The sequence below is a fragment of the Rhizobium sp. RU20A genome (assembly GCF_900155885.1).
Lineage (GTDB): Bacteria > Pseudomonadota > Alphaproteobacteria > Rhizobiales > Rhizobiaceae > RU20A.
This window is the reverse complement of sequence record NZ_FTMB01000004.1, coordinates 250,309-268,277: the sequence shown is the minus strand read 5'-3', so window position 1 is coordinate 268,277 and position 17,969 is coordinate 250,309. Positions and strand designations below refer to the sequence as shown.

The window sequence follows — 17,969 nt, the reverse complement described above, 5'->3', positions numbered from 1 at the left end:
TGCCCCCGCCTTCAACCGCCGAGTGCGTCTTCCAGGAAGGCCGCGAGTTGTGCGAGATGCTTTGACATCAGGCCCGTTGCCGGAGAGGCAGCGGCCGGACGCCCGGTGTAGCGAACGCGCTGGTACTTGGCGTCGATATGCGCCAGCACCCATTCGAGATAAGGGTCGATAAAGCCCCAGGCACCCATGTTCTTGGGCTCTTCCTGGCACCAGACCATCTCCGCATGGCGGAAACGGCTGAGCTCGTTGATGAGCGCCTTGGCCGGGAACGGATAGAGCTGCTCGACGCGCAGCAGGTAGACGTCGTCGATGCCCCGCTTTTCGCGCTCTTCCAGCAGATCGTAGTAGACCTTGCCGGTGCACAGCACGACGCGGCGGATCTTGGCGTCCTTCTGGAGCTTGATCGGGCCGTCCTTGATGACCTCCGCATCGTCCCACAGCAGGCGGTGGAACGAGGTCTCGCCGGCCATTTCCGACAGCGAGGAGACCGCACGCTTATGGCGCAGCAGAGACTTCGGCGTCATCAGAACGAGCGGCTTGCGGAAGTCACGCTTCATCTGCCGGCGCAGGATGTGGAAGTAGTTTGCCGGCGTCGTGACGTTCGCGACCTGCATATTGTCTTCCGCGCAAAGCTGCAGGAAGCGCTCAAGGCGCGCCGAGGAGTGCTCGGGACCCTGGCCTTCATAGCCGTGCGGCAGAAGGCAGACGAGGCCGGACATGCGCAGCCACTTGCGTTCGCCCGACGAGATGAACTGGTCGAAGACGACCTGCGCGCCGTTGGCGAAGTCGCCGAACTGGGCTTCCCAGAGCGTCAGCGCATTCGGGCGGGCCAGCGAATAGCCATATTCGAAACCGAGTACGGCCTCTTCCGAGAGCATCGAATTGATGACCTCGTAGCGGGCCTGCGTCGGCGAAAGGTTTGCCAGCGGAATGTAGCGATCCTCGGTCTCCTGATCGTAGAGAACAGAGTGGCGCTGCGAGAAGGTGCCGCGTTCACAGTCCTGACCGGACAGGCGGATCTTGTGACCCTCGACGCAGAGCGTGCCGAAGGCGAAGGCTTCCGCCATGGCCCAGTCGATGCCCTCGCCCGTCTCGACCATCTGCGCGCGGTTTTCCATGAAGCGCTGGATGGTGCGGTGGGCGCGGAAGCCTTCCGGAATGGTCGACAGTTTGCGACCGATTTCCTTCAGCTGCTTCATCGGAACCGAGGTCCTGCCCCGGCGCTGTTCGTCCTGGTTGTCGGCGACACGCAGACCCGACCAGGCGCCATCCAGCCAGTCGGCCTTGTTCGGCTTGTAGGACTGGCCGGCCTCGAATTCCTGCTCCAGATGGGCGCGCCAGTCGGCCTTCATCTTCTCGAAGTCGCCCTCGCTGATGAGACCTTCGGCAATCAACCGCTCGCCATAGATCTGGGCGACCGGCTTGTGGGCGCGGATCACCTTGTACATCTTCGGCTGCGTGAAGGACGGCTCGTCGCCTTCATTGTGGCCGAAGCGGCGGTAGCAGAACATGTCGATGACGACAGGCTTATGGAACTTCATGCGGAATTCGGTCGCGACCTTGACCGCATAGACCACCGCTTCCGGATCGTCGCCGTTCACGTGGAAGATCGGCGCCTCAATCATCTTCGCCACGTCAGACGGATAGGGCGAGGAGCGCGAGAAGGCCGGGTTCGTGGTGAAACCGATCTGGTTGTTTATGATGACGTGCATCGTGCCGGCAACGCGGTGTCCGCGAAGGCCCGACAGGCCGAGGATTTCAGCCACGACGCCCTGGCCAGCGAAGGCCGCGTCGCCATGCAGCAGCAGCGGCAGAACCTTGGCACGCTCGCGCAGCGGAATGATGTCGCCTTCGAAGACGGTCGCCATCTGGTCCTGCTTGGCGCGCGCCTTGCCCATCACGACCGGATTGACGATTTCGAGGTGCGAGGGGTTCGCCGTCAGGGACAGGTGAACCTTGTTGTTGTCGAATTCGCGGTCGGAGGAGGCACCGAGGTGGTACTTCACGTCGCCCGAGCCTTCCACGTCGTCAGGCGCGTAAGAGCCGCCCTTGAATTCGTGGAACACGGCGCGGTGCGGCTTGCCCATCACGTTCGTCAGAACGTTCAGGCGACCACGATGCGCCATGCCGAAGATGATTTCCTTCATGCCCAGCTGGCCGCCGCGCTTGATGATCTGCTCGAGCGCCGGAATGAGGCTCTCGCCGCCGTCGAGACCGAAGCGCTTGGTGCCCTTGTACTTGACGTCGATGAACTGCTCGAAGCCTTCCGCCTCGATCAGCTTCTGGAGGATCGCCTTCTTGCCCTCGGGCGTGAAGCCGACGCCCTTGTCCGGCCCTTCGATACGCTCCTGGATCCAGGACTTTTCTTCCGGGTTGGACATGTGCATGAACTCGACGCCGATCGTCGAGCAATAGGTGCGCTCGAGGATCTCGACCATCTCGCGAACGGTCGCGTATTCGAGCCCGAGCACGTTGTCGATGAAGATCTTGCGGTCGAGATCGGCTTCCGTGAACCCGTAGTTCGACGGGGAGAGCTCGTGATAATCCTCGACCGGCGCTGCAATCGCGAGCGGGTCGAGCTTGGCATGCAGATGACCGCGGGCGCGATAGGCGCGGATCATCATGATGGCGCGAACCGAATCGCGCGTTGCCTGCAGCACGTCGGCCGGGTTGACCGTGGCGCCGGAGACGGCAGCCTTTTCCTCGGCCTTGGCCTTGATCTTCTTTTCCACGGCCTTTTCGACCGTGCCCCAGTCGCCGTCAAGCGCCGAAACCAGTTCGCCGCCTTCCGCCAGCGGCCAGTTCGACCGCTTCCAGGAGGCGCCCTTGGCGGCCTTCACGACGTCGGTCGGATTGTCCTGCAGCGCCCGGAAGAAAGATTGCCATTCGCCCGAAACCGAACCCGGGTCTTCCTGATAGCGCGCATAGAGCTGCTCGATATAGCCGGCGTTCGCTCCGTCGAGGAAGGACGTCAGCTGGAATTGCTCGTTGGCCTCTTGCCGTGTCATGGTGTTTTCGCGGGCCGCCGCCCGCCTCCTGACTTGTTGTCCATGCCGGCTCACCCGGCCCGGTCGTTTATGTGTCGGTATCGTTCATGGATGGCTTTTGTTGCGCCACCCTTGCGATCTGGGCCACGTGCCCGCGTCTTCAAGCAAATTGATGGCGAAGCGGACGTCTTCACGCCCGCCTCGCCCGATCGTGTCAGCCCTTGAGCACTTCGACGAGCGTGGTACCCAGGCGTGCCGGCGAGGGCGAAACCTTGATGCCGGCCGCTTCCATGGCGGCGATCTTCGACTCCGCGTCGCCCTTGCCGCCCGAAACGACAGCACCGGCATGACCCATGGTACGGCCCTTCGGCGCCGTGCGACCGGCGATGAAGCCGGCCATCGGCTTCTTGCGGCCCTTCTTGGCTTCGTCGATGAGGAACTGCGCCGCATCTTCTTCGGCCGAGCCGCCGATTTCGCCGATCATGATGATCGAGGTCGTGGCTTCGTCGGCCAGGAACATCTCGAGCACGTCGATGAACTCGGTACCCTTGACCGGGTCGCCGCCAATGCCGACGGCCGTCGTCTGGCCAAGGCCCTCGTTCGAGGTCTGGAACACGGCTTCATAGGTAAGCGTTCCTGAACGGGAAACAATGCCGACCGAACCCTTGCGGAAGATGGAGCCCGGCATGATGCCGATCTTGCATTCTTCCGGCGTCAGGATGCCCGGGCAGTTGGGGCCGAGCAGGCGTGACTTGGACTTGTCGAGCTTGGCCTTGACCCGCACCATGTCCATGACCGGGATACCCTCGGTGATGCAGGTGATGAACGGGATCTCGGCGTCGATCGCCTCGATGATCGCGTCGGCAGCGCCGGCCGGCGGAACGTAGATCACGGATGCGTCGGCACCGGTCTTTTCCTTGGCTTCCGCGACGGTCGCGAAGATCGGCAGGGTTTCACCCTTCGAGCCGGTCCAGTTTTCGCCACCCTTCTTCGGATGGATACCGCCGACCATCTGCGTGCCGTAATAGGCGAGCGCCTGTTCGGTGTGGAAGGTGCCGGTCTTGCCGGTCAGGCCCTGAACCAGGACCTTGGTGTTCTTGTTGACGAGAATCGACATGAAATCAGGTCCCTCAATTAGCCGTTGATCGCCGCGACGATCTTCTTGGCGGCGTCGTCCAGATCGTCGGCCGCCGTGATGGCAAGGCCCGACTCGTTCAGGATCTTCTTGCCAAGCTCGACATTGGTGCCTTCGAGACGGACAACGAGCGGAACCTTGAGGCCGACTTCCTGAACCGCAGCGACGACACCTTCGGCGATGACGTCGCACTTCATGATGCCGCCGAAGATGTTGACGAGGATGCCCTCGACCTTCGGGTCAGCCGTGATGATCTTGAAGGCTGCCGCAACCTTCTCCTTGCCGGCGCCACCGCCGACGTCGCAGAAGTTTGCCGGCTCCTTGCCGTAGAGCTTGATGATGTCCATCGTCGCCATGGCAAGACCCGCACCATTGACCATGCAGCCGATGTTGCCGTCGAGAGCGACGTAGGCGAGATCCCACTTGGAAGCCTCAATTTCCTTGGCGTCTTCCTCGGTCTCGTCGCGCAGCGCCCTGACGTCGTCGTGGCGGAACAGCGCGTTGCCGTCGAAGGACATCTTGGCGTCGAGAACGCGCAGATGGCCATCCTGCATGACGATCAGCGGGTTGACTTCGAGAAGGGCCATGTCCTTCTCATTGAAGGCCTTGTAGAGCGCCGGGAAGAGCGCGTTGGCATCTTCGACAGCAACCCCTTCGAGCGCCAGCGCCGAGGCGATCCTGGCGACGTCGTCAGCCGTGACGCCCGTTTCCGGGTCGATGGCGATCGTGTGGATCTTCTCGGGCGTGTCGTGGGCGACCGCCTCGATGTCCATGCCGCCTTCGGTGGAAACCACGAAGGCCACCTTGCCGACGGAGCGGTCGACCAGCAGCGAGCAATAGAGTTCGCGGGCAATGTCGGCGCCGTCTTCGATGTAGAGACGGTTGACCTGCTTGCCGGCTTCGCCAGTCTGGGCCGTCACCAGCGTGTTGCCGAGCATGTCCTTGGCGTGCGCCACGACTTCCTCGATTGACTTTGCAAGGCGAACGCCGCCCTTGGCGTCGGGGCCAAGTTCCTTGAACTTGCCCTTGCCGCGGCCGCCGGCATGGATTTGGCTCTTGACCACGTAGAGCGGACCCGGAAGCTGCTTTGCGGCAGCCTCCGCTTCCTCGACCTTGAGAATGGCCACGCCCTGCGCGACCGGTGCGCCGTAGCCCTTCAGAAGAGCCTTGGCCTGATATTCATGAATGTTCATGGGATCGTTCCTGCTTGAGAGCGGGGAAAATTACTTCAGCGCCGGGGCGATGGTGACGCAGGCCTCGCACAGGCCCTGCACAGCGCCGACAGACTTCTGGAAGGCTTCTTCCTCGGCCTTGTTGAGGTTGATCTCGATGATGCGCTCGACACCGCCGGCACCGATGATCGTGGGGACGCCGACATACATGTCGTTGACGCCATACTGGCCAGAGAGGTAGGCGGCGCAGGGCAGAACGCGCTTCTTGTCCTTGAGGTAGGACTCGGCCATCTCGATGGCGGAAGCGGCCGGCGCATAGTAGGCCGAACCGGTCTTCAGGAGGCCGACGATCTCGGCGCCGCCGTCACGGGTGCGCTGGATAATCTCTTCGAGACGCTCCTTGGTGACCCAGCCCATGGTGACGAGATCGGTCAGCGGAATGCCGGCGATCGTGGAATAGCGCGCAAGCGGTACCATCGTGTCGCCATGGCCGCCGAGAACGAAGGCGGTCACGTCCTGAACGGAAACGTTGAATTCCTGGGAGAGGAACAGGCGGAAGCGAGCGGAGTCGAGCACGCCGGCCATGCCGACCACCATGTTCTTCGGCAGGCCGGAGAACTTCTGCAGCGCCCAGACCATCGCGTCGAGCGGGTTGGTGATGCAGATGACGAAGGCGTTCGGGGCATACTTCTTGATGCCGGCGCCAACCTGTTCCATGACCTTGAGGTTGATGCCGAGCAGGTCGTCACGGCTCATGCCGGGCTTGCGGGCAACGCCGGCGGTGACGATGCACACGTCAGCGCCTTCGATGGCAGCGTAATCGCTCGCACCGGTCAGGTTGGCGTTGAAGCCTTCGACGGGGGAGGACTGGGCGATGTCGAGGCCCTTGCCCTGCGGCACGCCGTCGGCGATGTCGAACAGGACGATGTCGCCGAGTTCCTTCAGGCCGGCGAGATGCGCCAGCGTTCCACCAATCATTCCCGAACCAATAAGTGCGATCTTCTTGCGCGCCATGACGTGTTCCTTTGGACCCGACTTTGTTCGAGGCCGGACGACGGCAGGATGCGCCTGCGCCAAGCCTTTCGGCGCAAGGGATTAGCCTTCCACAGATAAAAATTCAACCACTACTTTGGAGATGAGAAAATTCAATCGTTTAGAAGCTAATTATCTTACGTAAACGTAAGAATTATTCCGAATAATCATGACTATTCAGAGTCCGTGCTGCGGCAGCTTCTGCTTCGTAATCCCGGCTTTGCATCTCGGTCAGCCGCGAAACCGTCCGGTCAAACTCGAAACCTTCCGTTCCGTTGCGGGCCGTCAGGAGCTCGAATGGAGAGGAGACAGCCGATGCGAAGAGCCGGGCGCGACGGTCGTAAAGCGTATCGATCAACAGGATGAACCGCTTCGTTTCGTTGCGTCGCTCCGGGCCCATATATGGCACATGGTCAATGAAGATCGTGTGATAGTGATCGAGGATCGCCAGGTAGTCGGACGCGCCGAGCGGCGCCTCGCACAGGTCCTTGTAGGTGAACCGGGCGACGTCGCCAACGGCGAGCGGCACGGCGATCGAGCGCCCGCGATGCGCGATGCTGGCCGGCGCCGCCGTCTTGCCGGCCGTTTCCCGCTCGAAGGCGCGCTGCATGTTGCCATCCGCCTCAGGCCCCAGCGGAAACGACCAGACCGGCACCTCCACATGCTTTTCCATGCGATAGTCGGTCTCGGACTCCACGGCCACAACATCCGTGTACTGCTTCAGGAGGCCGATGAATGGCGTGAAGAGGCTGCGGTTCAGCCCGTCACGGTAGAGATCGTCGGGCGCAACGTTAGAAGTTGCGACGAGCACGCAGCCCCGCTTGAAGAGTTCGCCGAAGAGCCGGGACAGGATCATTGCGTCGGCAATATCCGTGACCGTGAACTCGTCGAAGCAGACGAGGCGCGCCTCTGCCATCAACTCGGCCGCAACAGGCGGCATCGGATCCGCCTCGCTCGTCTCCCCGGCCTTGAGCTTCTGGCGATGGCGATTGATGCGCGCATGCACATCGCCCATGAATTCGTGGAAATGCGCCCGCCGCTTGCGCTTGATTGGTACGGCTTCGAAGAACATGTCCATCAGCATGGTCTTGCCACGCCCGACACCACCATGAATGTAAAGTCCGCGCGTCGGCGCCTGGTCGGATTTGCGCCGCGCAAACAGCCAGCCAAGCGCATTCGACTTTCTCTCCGCCCGGCTTTGCGCAAGCGCATCGATCAGGCCGTCGAAGCGGCGGGCGATAGCAAACTGTACGGGATCGCGCGTGAGCGCCCCCTCGGCCACGAGACGTTCGAGCTTCTGGGTCACGAGGGACTGGGGATTGGGCATCCGCTATCGGCACTCCGCCTTGGAGAGCGCGACCGGCGCAGGCCCGTCGAGGAACCTGCCGGGAAACGGTCGCGACGGCCGCCGCAGGAACGGGCGGCGCGGGATGGTCAGCGGCTGAGGCTCAGCGGCTGACCGGAATTGGTCTGGCCGTCGAAGCGGTTGTCGGCAGTCTTGAAGACGCGGCCGATCGGATTGCCGCTGCGGTCCTTCAGCACGACCTGCTTGCCAGCCACTTCCCACGATCCCATTGTCGTCAATTCACCGACGCAGCCGCGCGTGCCGCCGCGCGAGCCGGAGCCGAGATTGGTCAGCGTCAGGAACATGTCGCAGGACGTGCCGCCATTGCTGACGCGCCAGTTTCCGACCATGCCTTCTTTCTTCACGTCGAGGGCATTAGCCGCCACTTCGACATTGGCCGCCTGGCCCGGCATGGTCGTCGTGGCCGTCACCGGCGCCGCGGGGAACTGCGAGGCATTGGCACCCACGGTCGGGTCCGGCAGCTGGCTAGATTGGACGCCGGGAACAGGCTGCGCCTGCAACGGCGCTGGCTGGTAGGGCTGATTGTTGGAGGCTGCGAAATCGTTCATGCCCGTGCGCTGGCAACCGGCGATCGCCGTCACCGCCAACAGACCTGCTGCAACACGAAGAAGCTGCATTTCCAAACTCCCGATTTTCCGCATCCTGACCATTACTGCGCAGCAATATAGAGCGAATCATTGCTTTGAAATGGCCGGTGTTGAGATACGGCCATTTCTTTGCGCGGTTGTGGCAAGAAGGCGACGCCCGCGTCAGACGCGGCGCTCGACCATCATCTTCTTGATTTCGCCGATCGCCTTGGCCGGATTAAGGCCCTTCGGACAGGCCTGGGCACAATTCATGATCGTGTGGCAGCGATAGAGGCGGAAGGGATCCTCGAGATTATCGAGGCGCTCACCCTTGGCTTCGTCACGACTGTCGATCAGCCAGCGATAGGCCTGCAGCAGCACGGCCGGGCCGAGATAGCGGTCCCCGTTCCACCAATAGCTCGGGCACGAGGTCGAGCAGCAGGCGCACAGAATGCACTCGTAAAGGCCGTCGAGCTTCTGGCGATCCTCATGGCTCTGGCGCCATTCCTTTGCCGGCGTCGGCGACACCGTCTTCAGCCAGGGCTCGATCGAGCGATGCTGGGCATAGAAGTTGGTAAGGTCAGGCACAAGATCCTTGACGACCGGCATGTGCGGCAGCGGATAGATCTTCACCGTGCCGTTCACCTCGTCCATGCCCTTGGTGCAGGCAAGCGTGTTGGTGCCATCGATGTTCATCGCGCAGGACCCGCAGATCCCCTCGCGACAGGACCGGCGCAGCGTCAGCGTCGGGTCGATCTTGTTCTTGATGTAAAGCAGACCGTCGAGCACCATCGGGCCGCAATCATCGATATCGATGAAATAGGTGTCGATGCGCGGATTCTGGCCATCATCCGGATTCCAGCGATAGACCTTGTATTCGCGAATATTCGTCGCGCCTGCCGGCTTCGGCCAGACCTTGCCTTCGGTGATCTGCGAATTCTTGGGTAGAGCGAGTTCAACCATCTGTGAATCCTCCGATCAATACACGCGCGCCTTTGGCTCGATCTTGTGCGGATCGATGCCGTCGGCAATCAGGTCGGTATGGACGGGGCGGTATTCCAGCTTGACGTCGCCGGTCTCGTTCACCCAGGCCAGCGTGTGCTTGCGCCAGTTCTCGTCGTCGCGGCCGGCGAAGGGGCCGTCCTTGTAGTCCTCGCGGGCATGGGCGCCGCGGCTTTCCTTGCGGGCTTCCGCGCCGTAGACGGTCGTGATGGCGTTGGCCATCAGGTTTTCCAGCTCCAGCGTTTCCACAAGATCGGAGTTCCAGACCATCGAGCGGTCGGTGACCTTGATATCGGGCAGTTCCTTCCAGATGGCCGAAAGGCGCTGGCAACCGTTTTCGAGCGATTCCTGCGTGCGGAACACGGCGGCGTCTTCCTGCATGGCCCGCTGCATCTTCTCGCGCAGCACCGCGGTCGGCGTCGAGCCGGAAGCGTGACGCAAGCGATCGAACCGGTCCATGATGCGCGCGCACGAGGCTTCGTTGATCGCCGGGATCGCCTCGTTGCGGTCGATGACCTGGCCGGCGCGGATGGCGGCGGCGCGGCCGAAGACCACGAGGTCGATCAGCGAATTGGAGCCGAGGCGGTTGGCCCCGTGCACCGAGGCGCAGCCGGCTTCACCGACCGCCATCAGGCCGGGCGACAGTCGCTCGGGATTGTTGGCATCCGCATTCAGCACTTCGCCCCAGTAGTTCGTGGGAATGCCGCCCATATTGTAGTGAACGGTCGGCAGAACCGGGATCGGCTCGCGCGTCACGTCGACGCCGGCGAAGATCTTGGCGCTTTCCGAGATGCCCGGAAGGCGCTCGTGCAGAACGGCCGGATCGAGGTGGTCGAGATGCAGGAAGATGTGGTCCTTGTTCTTGCCCACACCGCGGCCTTCGCGGATTTCCAGCGTCATGCAGCGCGAGACGACGTCACGCGAGGCGAGATCCTTGGCGGACGGCGCATAACGCTCCATGAAGCGCTCGCCTTCGGAGTTGACGAGATAGCCGCCTTCCCCTCGCGCGCCTTCCGTGATGAGACAGCCGGCGCCGTAGATGCCCGTCGGGTGGAACTGCACGAATTCCATGTCCTGGAGCGGCAGGCCGGCACGCGCGATCATGCCGCCGCCATCGCCGGTGCAGGTGTGCGCCGACGTGGCGGAGAAGTAGGCGCGGCCATAGCCGCCCGTCGCCAGCACGACCATCTTGGCCGAGAAGCGGTGAATGGTGCCGTCATCAAGGTTCCACGCCACGACGCCGGTGCAGCGTCCGTCATCGGACATGATGAGATCGAGCGCGAAATACTCGATGAAGAATTCGGCGTTGTTGCGCAGCGACTGGCCATAGAGCGTATGCAGGATCGCATGGCCCGTGCGGTCGGCCGCGGCGCAGGTGCGCTGCACCGGCGGACCGGCACCGTAATTCTGCATGTGGCCGCCGAAGGGGCGCTGGTAGATGCGACCGTCTTCGGTGCGCGAGAAGGGCACGCCGTAATGCTCGAGCTCGTAGACCGCCTTCGGCGCTTCCATGGCGAGATACTGCATGGCATCGACGTCGCCGAGCCAGTCGGAACCCTTGACGGTGTCGTAGAGGTGCCACTGCCAGCAGTCCGGCGTCATGTTGGTCAGAGACGCCGCGATGCCGCCTTGGGCGGCGACCGTGTGCGAGCGCGTCGGAAAGACCTTGGAGATGCAGGCCGTCTTCAGACCCTGCTCGGCCATGCCGAGCGTGGCGCGAAGACCGGCACCGCCGGCACCGACGACGACCACGTCAAAGGCGTGATCGACGTAGGTGTAGGCCTTGCCGTTGATGTTGGGCGAGGTATTCGATGCCATGGCGCGCTTATCCTGCGAAGGCGATCTTCAGAACGGCGAAAAGACAGAGCCCGCCGATCAGAACCGCGAAGAAGGTGTTGAGCATGAGAAGAAGGATCTTGCCGCCCTCGCCATGCACGTAGTCCTCGATGATCACCTGCATGCCGAGCTTCATGTGAATGAGGCCGGAAATCACCACGAGGCCCATGATGACCGCGACCAGCGGGTGGGCAAGCGCCGCACGGACCTCGGCATAGGGCGCGCCGGCATACATGACGACGAAGATCACGAAGAAAGTCAGAAGCGGAACATTGGCAACGGCCGTCAGGCGCTGGCGCCAGAAGTGCTCCGTCCCGTCCTTGGCAGAGCCGAGGCCACGAACCTTGCCGAGAGGTGTGCGCATATCCATCAGAGGTCTCCCCGGTCAGCGTACGGCATAGCCGATGATCCAGATCACCAGCGTGAGAGCAATCGAGGCGACGGGCGTGGCCTTGGCGAGTTTGGTCGAAAAATGCTTCTCATAGCCGTGCCCCATGTCCCACATGAAGTGGCGAAGACCGCCCAGCATGTGATGCACGAGTGCCCAGGTGTAGCCGAAGAGAACCAGACGGCCGATCCAGGTGCCGAAAGCCCAACTCACCCAGTCGTAATAGGCCTCGCCGGAAGCGGCGGCAACCAGCCACCAGGCAACGAGGATGGTGCCGACGTAGAGGGCTCCGCCGGTGATGCGGTGCAGAATCGACATGACCATGGTCGGGATCGGCTTGTAGATTTGAAGATGCGGCGAGAGAGGCCGGCCTTTGGTGACATTCGTCATCTGAACCTCACGGTATTGCCGGCTAAGCGCGCCTGTCTGCGACGCAGTCTATCCGGCCATGCACCCAATTGTGCCTTATTTTCATTGCGGAGCTTTAATCCCCGGAAGTTTCAACGACAAGTCCGTCCGGGAAGCAAAATCGATTAAATCGGCTTGCCCTCTCGCGGTGCAGCAAGTGATGCGCCATTGCGGGCTCCCAATTAACGTTAAGAACCGAAATCCCTGCCGAATCCGTGACATCGGGAACAAAGAGGGCCATCTTCCGGGTTAATAAAGGGTTAACATGCCCCGGAGGTTCGACAATGGTGGGAAAATCTGTCGCAGGATATGCAACAAAAGGATTAGCAACGTTCTTGGCCGCCGGCCTCCTTGCCGCGGCCCCCTTGGCCATGGCCGGCGACTACGGTGACGGGTACGGCGGCCGGGGCGACCGAAGCACCGATGGCGGATACCGCTTCTCCGGCGGACCTTTCAGCCAAACCCAGCAACCGATCCATGGCGGCAACGGCCTGCCGAGCGTCGTACCGGGCATCGGTACCTACACGGGCGGATTGTCGGCCGTACGCATTCCCGGCAACGGCGTCTACATCCAGGTCGATCACAACAGGGGCGCATGGCCCCGGGCGGGCGTTCCCATCGTTGAAAAGAACGACGCCGCAAAGATCATCCACGTCACGCCATCGGCCAATCGCAGTGCCTGCTCCTACGAAGCTGGCGTCTGCGTGGTGAGACCCTGACCCTCGAGCGGCCCGTCAGCCGCGAAACCGCCAGACGGTGGTTTTCTTGACCTCGCTGTCCTCCAGCGCCCGGGAGACCGGAACGCTGTAGGTGGCGAGCACCTCAAGCCGGTCGCGCGGACAATAGCTGCGGCCGGGATCGCCGACGATGACGGTCACCCCGGCCGCCGTCAGGGCCGTGAACCACGGCACGAGAAGATTGGCAAAGCCCTTGTCGTAGAAGACATCCCCGGCCAGCAGCACATCGGTATCGAGCGGCTGCCCCACCCGGTCCTCGCCGCAGAAGACGAGATCGGCGCCATTGAGGGCGGCGTTCAGCCGCACCGCCGTTCCCGCCCAGGGATCGATATCGCAGGCCGTCACGGCGCACGCACCGGCAAGACGCGCGGCGATCGCCACAAGGCCCGAACCCGTCGCCAGATCGAAGACGCGCCGCCCGGCCACCACCTCGCGATGGTCGAGCACGTAACGCGCTAGCCCCTGCCCGCCGGCCCAGGCGAAGGCCCAGAAGGGCGGTGGCAGGCCGATCTCATCCAGTTCCTCCTCGGTCTTCAGCCACAGATCATGGGCTTCGCTGGCGAGATGCAGCCGGATTTCCGGCACATGCGGCGGCATCAGGATGGCGGTGTTGTCGAGAATGAAGCGTTCAGGATCCGTCTTCACCGCCTGCCCTCGCCCGTAATTCGCAGCGCGGTCAGCGCGGTGGATTGTCGAGCCCGCCCATGCGGCAGACTTCAAGATATTCCTCCTCCGTCACCGGCTGCACCGACAGGCGCATGGAGGTCACGAGCGACATGTTTTCCAGCTTCGGATTGGCCTTGATGTCCTTCAGCGAGACCGGCTTCGGCATATCCGCCACGGCGCGGATGTCCACGCAGTCCCAGCGTAGATCGCCCTCGGCGGTCGAATCGGGGTGGCTGAGGGCGCAGACCTCGGTGATCCCGACAACCTCCAGGCCCTCGTTGGAATGGTAGAAGAAGCCCTTGTCGCCGATCTGCATGGCACGCATGTTGTTGCGGGCGAGATAGTTGCGCACGCCGGTCCATTCGGTGCCTTCGGCGCCAGCATCCTTCTGCATCTGCCAGGACCACTTGAAGGGCTCGGACTTGTAGAGCCAGAAATTTGCCATGTCCATTATGCCTCGGGCTTGTTGAAGACCCAATTGAAGGCCTTCACCTCGACGGCGGCGAAAAGCCCGGCCTTGGCATAGGGATCCCCAGCACCGAGGGCCGCGGCCGCTTCCTTGTTCTCGGCCTCGACGATGACAAGGCTCCCCATCGGCTTGCCCTCGTCATTGAGGAAGGGGCCGGCCATCTTGAGGATTCCCTTCTCGTTGAGATCGTTGAGGAAGGCGACGTGGTCCGGGCGTGTGTCGAGCCGCAGTTGCAGGCTGTCGGGACGGTCGGTGCACAAAAGAGCGTAGAGCATGGAAGCCTCCGTTGAGGGATAAGGATGACCCGCCGGTCACTCCTCGCGGATCGGGCGGGACATGAGTTGTTCGAGCGCGGTGCGCACATCAAGGCGCCCCTCGATGATATCGGCGACGGCTGCGGTGATCGGCAGGTCGATGCCAAGCCGGCGCGCCGCGGCCGCAGCGACGGAGGCGGTAAAGGCGCCCTCGACCAGATCGCCGCCGGAGGCGCTGGCGCCCCTGCCCCGCCCCAGCGCGATGCCGAAACGAAGGTTGCGCGACTGGTGCGACGTGCCCGTCAGCACGAGGTCGCCGAGCCCGGAAAGTCCGCTGACCGTCTCCGCCTCTCCGCCCTCGGCCGCCACGAAACGCGACAATTCCGCAAGACCACGGGAAATGAGCGCCGCGCGCGCCGATTCGCCGAGCCCCGCGCCCTCGACGATGCCACAGGCAATCGCCAGCACGTTCTTCAGCGCACCACCGAGTTGCACGCCGATCCGGTCCGTCGAGGCATAGAGGCGAAAGGTGGGACCGGAGAGCGCAACGGCGAGCGAAGCCGCCAGCCGCGCCTCCTCGGCCGCCACCACCATGGCCGTCGGCAGGCCGCGCGCTATGTCGGCGGCAAAGCCGGGGCCCGAGAGCGCCGCGACCGGATGGCCGGGCAGCCCGGCCTCCAGCACGGCCGTCAAAAGCCGCGAGGTCGTCTTCTCCAGCCCCTTGGCGCAGGTAACGATGACCGAACCTGGCCGCAGATACGGACCATAGACGGAAGCCGCCTCGGCATGCGCCTGCGACGGCATGGCAAACAGCACCGTCCCAGCCCGACCCAGCACGGCAGGATCGGACGAGACGGCGAGCGCATCGGGCAACCGGGTGCCGGGCAGTGCCCTTTCATTGAGCCGGCTATCGGTCAATGTATCCGCAACCTCCGGCCGGCGGCAGAGCAGCGTCACCGGCGCCCGTCCCGTCAAGGCCGCGACGCTTGCCAGAGCCGTGCCGAAGGCGCCGGAACCGATGACGACGATATCGTCCCGCGGCACCATCATGACTTTGCCCCCCGCCGCCCGGAACCGACGAGCGCAACCGCCTCGGCATCCAGCGGCCAGCGCGAACGCGGCGCCACATCGAGACTATCGGCCTGCAAGCCGCAGGCCATCCGCTCGGCACCGGCCCAGGCGATCATCACGGCATTGTCGGTGCAAAGGCGGATCGGCGGCGCGACGAAGCGGAAGCGTTTCGCGCTGCACAGATCCGACAGCATGGCGCGCAGCACCGTATTGGCCGCAACGCCGCCGGCAACGACCAGCGCCGGCTGCGGCACGGCCGAACCGTAACGCTCACGAAAGCGATCCAGTCCGCGGCCGATGCGGTCCTTGAGGGTGCGCGCCACGGCGCTCTGGAAGGAGGCGCAGATATCGGCGACATCCTGCTCTGTCAGGGGCGCGACGCTTTCGGCCGCCTGCCGAACGGCGGTCTTCAGACCGGAAAAGGAGAAATCGAGCCGCGCCTCGCCAACCATTGGGCGGGGCAGGGAGAAACGCTCTGGATCGCCGGTCCGCGCCGCCTGCTCCACCGCCGGGCCGCCGGGATAGGGAAGGCCAATCAGCTTGGCGGTCTTGTCGAAGGCCTCGCCCAAGGCATCGTCGATGGTCGTGCCCCAGCGCTCGTAGTCCCCGACACCGCGCACCAGCACCAACTGCGTGTGGCCACCGGAAACAAGGAGCATCAGGAAGGGAAAGTCGAGCCCGTCGGTCAGCCGCGCCGTCAGCGCATGGCCTTCGAGATGATTGATGCCATAGAGAGGCTTGCCGGTGGCCAGCGCCAGCGCCTTGCCCGTCATCAGGCCAACGATCAGCCCGCCAATGAGTCCGGGACCGGAGGTGGCGGCAATGGCATCGACGTCGGCAAGGCGCATGTCGGCACGCAGCAGCGCCTCCTCGATCAGCGTGTCGAGTGCCTCCACATGGGCGCGTGCCGCGATCTCCGGGACGACGCCGCCATAGGCGCTGTGTTCTTCGAGCTGGCTCAGCACCGTCTCGCCCAGAATATCGCCGCGACCATCGGGAAACCGGCGCACGATCGCGGCTGCGGTCTCGTCGCAACTGGTCTCGATTCCGAGAAGGGTGAGGGGCGCGGTCATGGGGTTTGACCCTGAGCAGTCGGACACATTGCGGAGGCCGTCAAAGGCCGGTACAGGTCATCCGGTAACAATGGATGCGCATGGATGCAAACAAAACCTTTCCGCATCGGCACGCGTGGCAGCCCGCTGGCGCTTGCCCAGGCCCACGAGACCCGCGACCGCCTGATGGCCGCCCACGCGCTGCCGCAGGAGATGTTCGAGATCGTCGTGATGTCGACCGCCGGCGACCGCATCACCGACCGGGCCTTGTCGGAGATCGGCGGCAAGGGTCTCTTCACGCAGGAGCTTGAAGACAAGCTTCTGTCCGGCGACCTCGATTTTGCCGTGCACTCCTCCAAGGACATGCCGACCCGCCTGCCGGAAGGCCTCGTGCTCTCGGCCTATCTGCCGCGCGAGGATGTGCGCGACGCCTTCATTGGTCGCATGGCGCAAACGCTGATGGAACTGCCGCGCGGCGCCGTCATCGGCTCTTCCTCCCTGCGGCGGCAGGCCCTCATCCGCAGCCTGAGGCCCGATATCGAGGTCATCACCTATCGCGGCCTGGTCGATACGCGCCTGCGCAAGCTGGCCGAGGGGCAGGTGGATGCAACGCTCTTGGCCTATGCGGGGCTTCGGCGCCTCAACAAGGCGGAGGTGGTGACGGAACTGCTGGATCCCGAGCGCTTCCCGCCCGCCCCGGCGCAGGGTGCGATCTGCATCGAAAGCCGCACCGACAATTCTGTCGTCAACGATCTCCTTGCCGCCATCAACGACGCGGAGACCTTTGCCGCCGTCACCTGCGAACGCGCCTTCCTAGGGGCGCTCGACGGCTCCTGCCGCACCCCCATTGCCGGCCTTGCCCGCGCCGAGGGGGGACACATCACCTTCTCCGGCATGATCCTGTCGCCGGACGGCAAACAAAGCCACAGGGTCTCCGGCGAGGGGCCGGCGGGCAAAGCCGAGGCGATCGGCGCCATGGCCGGAGAAAGGGTGAGAGCCGCAGCTGGAACCGCCTTCTTCGAGAACTGGTCCTGATCGCATGCGCGTCCTCGTCACAAGGCCCGAGCCCGCTGCCACGAGGACGGCGGAAAAGCTGGTGGCGCTCGGCCATGTCCCGATCCTGCTGCCGCTGTCCCGCGCCCGTCACGATCCCCAGGCGGCCCTGCGCGCCCTCAACGGCAGCTCCGCCCGGCGCGGCGCATCACAAGCCGGTGGCCAACCCTCTTCGCCACCCTGCGTCATCGCCGTCACCAGCGCCGAAGCACTGCGGGCACTGGAAAGCCTCGGCGAGGCCCTCGTTCCGCATCTGTCACGCCCGCTCTTCGCCGTGGGACAGGCCACGGCCGCGATGGCGAAATCCCTCGGTTTTCGCGACATCGTGACCGGCGAGGGAAATGGCGCCGATCTTGCCGCTGCAATCGCTCGCGCCCCGCAGGCATCGGCCGGCGTGATCTATCTGGCCGGTCGTCCGCGCGCCCGCGGGCTCGAAGATGCCCTTTGCGCCGCTGGCATCCCCCTCTCGGTCGCCGTTTGCTACACGATGCAGCCGCTCGATTATGAGCGGGCAGCCGTCGAGGCGCGGCTGTCATCCTCGGTGCCGCAAGCCGTGCTCGTCTATTCCGGCGAAACCGCGAGAGCGCTCATTACCCTTCTCCAGGGCGACATCCTGTCGGACCTTTCACGGCAGATGACATGGCACCCGCTCAGCCCTGCCATTGCCGGCGTTCTGCCTGCGACGCTGAGCGTCGCCGAGCCGCCTGCGCGGCCGGATGAAGACCTGCTTCTTGCCACCCTTGCTTGAGCTTTCGATTGAATTTGCCGATCGGCC

At 63.8% G+C, this 17,969-nt stretch carries 18 protein-coding genes; 3 read left to right on the top strand and 15 right to left on the bottom strand.

Annotated features, from left to right (window positions below; translation table 11 throughout):
• Positions 1-11: 11 nt before the first annotated feature.
• The 10 genes from F3H41_RS13290 to sdhC form a co-directional block, all read right to left on the bottom strand.
• A complete protein-coding gene (locus tag F3H41_RS13290; protein ID WP_149739163.1) occupies positions 12-3,008 on the bottom strand; it encodes a 2-oxoglutarate dehydrogenase E1 component in 2,997 nt (998 codons plus the stop codon).
• A gap of 193 nt (positions 3,009-3,201) precedes the next feature.
• On the bottom strand, positions 3,202-4,104 hold the full coding sequence (gene sucD, locus F3H41_RS13285; RefSeq protein ID WP_149739162.1) for a succinate--CoA ligase subunit alpha: 903 nt from the start codon (positions 4,102-4,104) through the stop codon (positions 3,202-3,204).
• Positions 4,105-4,121: 17 nt separating this feature from the next.
• Positions 4,122-5,315 (bottom strand): ADP-forming succinate--CoA ligase subunit beta, encoded by a 1,194-nt coding sequence (sucC, locus tag F3H41_RS13280; RefSeq protein ID WP_149739161.1) that lies wholly within the window; start codon positions 5,313-5,315, stop codon positions 4,122-4,124.
• Between the two features lie 30 nt (positions 5,316-5,345).
• Complete coding sequence (gene mdh, locus F3H41_RS13275; RefSeq protein WP_149739160.1) at positions 5,346-6,308, bottom strand: malate dehydrogenase; 963 nt, start codon at positions 6,306-6,308, stop codon at positions 5,346-5,348.
• A 172-nt stretch (positions 6,309-6,480) separates the two neighbouring features.
• Entirely contained in the window at positions 6,481-7,653 is a 1,173-nt protein-coding gene (gene zapE / locus F3H41_RS13270; RefSeq protein WP_149739159.1) for a cell division protein ZapE, read from the bottom strand.
• 107 nt (positions 7,654-7,760) lie between these two features.
• Positions 7,761-8,309, bottom strand: a complete 549-nt coding sequence (locus F3H41_RS13265) for a protease inhibitor Inh/omp19 family protein (protein ID WP_149739158.1) — start codon at positions 8,307-8,309, stop codon at positions 7,761-7,763.
• Between the two features lie 132 nt (positions 8,310-8,441).
• Positions 8,442-9,221 (bottom strand): succinate dehydrogenase iron-sulfur subunit, encoded by a 780-nt coding sequence (locus F3H41_RS13260; RefSeq protein ID WP_149739157.1) that lies wholly within the window; start codon positions 9,219-9,221, stop codon positions 8,442-8,444.
• Positions 9,222-9,236: 15 nt separating this feature from the next.
• Complete coding sequence (gene sdhA / locus F3H41_RS13255) at positions 9,237-11,078, bottom strand: succinate dehydrogenase flavoprotein subunit (RefSeq protein ID WP_149739156.1); 1,842 nt, start codon at positions 11,076-11,078, stop codon at positions 9,237-9,239.
• A gap of 7 nt (positions 11,079-11,085) precedes the next feature.
• The gene (gene sdhD, locus F3H41_RS13250; protein ID WP_149739155.1) at positions 11,086-11,466 is read right to left on the bottom strand and encodes a succinate dehydrogenase, hydrophobic membrane anchor protein; all 381 of its coding nucleotides are present in this window, start codon (positions 11,464-11,466) and stop codon (positions 11,086-11,088) included.
• 15 nt (positions 11,467-11,481) lie between these two features.
• Positions 11,482-11,874 (bottom strand): succinate dehydrogenase, cytochrome b556 subunit, encoded by a 393-nt coding sequence (gene sdhC / locus F3H41_RS13245; protein ID WP_149739154.1) that lies wholly within the window; start codon positions 11,872-11,874, stop codon positions 11,482-11,484.
• Between the two features lie 353 nt (positions 11,875-12,227).
• Here sdhC and F3H41_RS13240 point away from each other — a divergent pair, with 353 nt between their 5' ends.
• Positions 12,228-12,611 carry a hypothetical protein gene (locus F3H41_RS13240; RefSeq protein ID WP_149739153.1) on the top strand — a complete coding sequence of 128 codons (384 nt, stop codon included), beginning with the start codon at positions 12,228-12,230 and terminating at the stop codon, positions 12,609-12,611.
• 15 nt (positions 12,612-12,626) lie between these two features.
• Here the strand turns inward: F3H41_RS13240 and F3H41_RS13235 are convergent, their stop codons facing one another.
• The 5 genes from F3H41_RS13235 to tsaD are packed head-to-tail and all read right to left on the bottom strand — an operon-like array spanning position 12,627 to position 16,162.
• Positions 12,627-13,274 (bottom strand): methyltransferase, encoded by a 648-nt coding sequence (locus tag F3H41_RS13235; protein WP_149739203.1) that lies wholly within the window; start codon positions 13,272-13,274, stop codon positions 12,627-12,629.
• A gap of 31 nt (positions 13,275-13,305) precedes the next feature.
• Positions 13,306-13,740, bottom strand: a complete 435-nt coding sequence (locus tag F3H41_RS13230; RefSeq protein ID WP_149739152.1) for an EVE domain-containing protein — start codon at positions 13,738-13,740, stop codon at positions 13,306-13,308.
• Between the two features lie 5 nt (positions 13,741-13,745).
• Positions 13,746-14,039: a YciI-like protein gene (locus F3H41_RS13225; RefSeq protein ID WP_149739151.1), complete on the bottom strand. Its 294-nt coding sequence runs from the start codon at positions 14,037-14,039 to the stop codon at positions 13,746-13,748.
• 36 nt (positions 14,040-14,075) lie between these two features.
• The gene (locus tag F3H41_RS13220) at positions 14,076-15,065 is read right to left on the bottom strand and encodes an NAD(P)H-dependent glycerol-3-phosphate dehydrogenase (RefSeq protein ID WP_149739202.1); all 990 of its coding nucleotides are present in this window, start codon (positions 15,063-15,065) and stop codon (positions 14,076-14,078) included.
• The gene (tsaD, locus tag F3H41_RS13215; RefSeq protein WP_149739150.1) at positions 15,065-16,162 is read right to left on the bottom strand and encodes a tRNA (adenosine(37)-N6)-threonylcarbamoyltransferase complex transferase subunit TsaD; all 1,098 of its coding nucleotides are present in this window, start codon (positions 16,160-16,162) and stop codon (positions 15,065-15,067) included. The genes F3H41_RS13220 and tsaD overlap by 1 nt, the downstream gene beginning before the upstream one ends.
• 84 nt (positions 16,163-16,246) lie before the next feature.
• Between tsaD and hemC the strand changes: the two genes are divergently transcribed.
• Together hemC and F3H41_RS13205 are read left to right on the top strand one after the other, a co-directional pair.
• Positions 16,247-17,176, top strand: coding sequence for a hydroxymethylbilane synthase (hemC, locus tag F3H41_RS13210; protein WP_149739149.1), 930 nt, complete (start codon positions 16,247-16,249; stop codon positions 17,174-17,176).
• Between the two features lie 4 nt (positions 17,177-17,180).
• Positions 17,181-17,942, top strand: a complete 762-nt coding sequence (locus F3H41_RS13205) for a uroporphyrinogen-III synthase (protein WP_149739148.1) — start codon at positions 17,181-17,183, stop codon at positions 17,940-17,942.
• Positions 17,943-17,969: the final 27 nt, after the last annotated feature.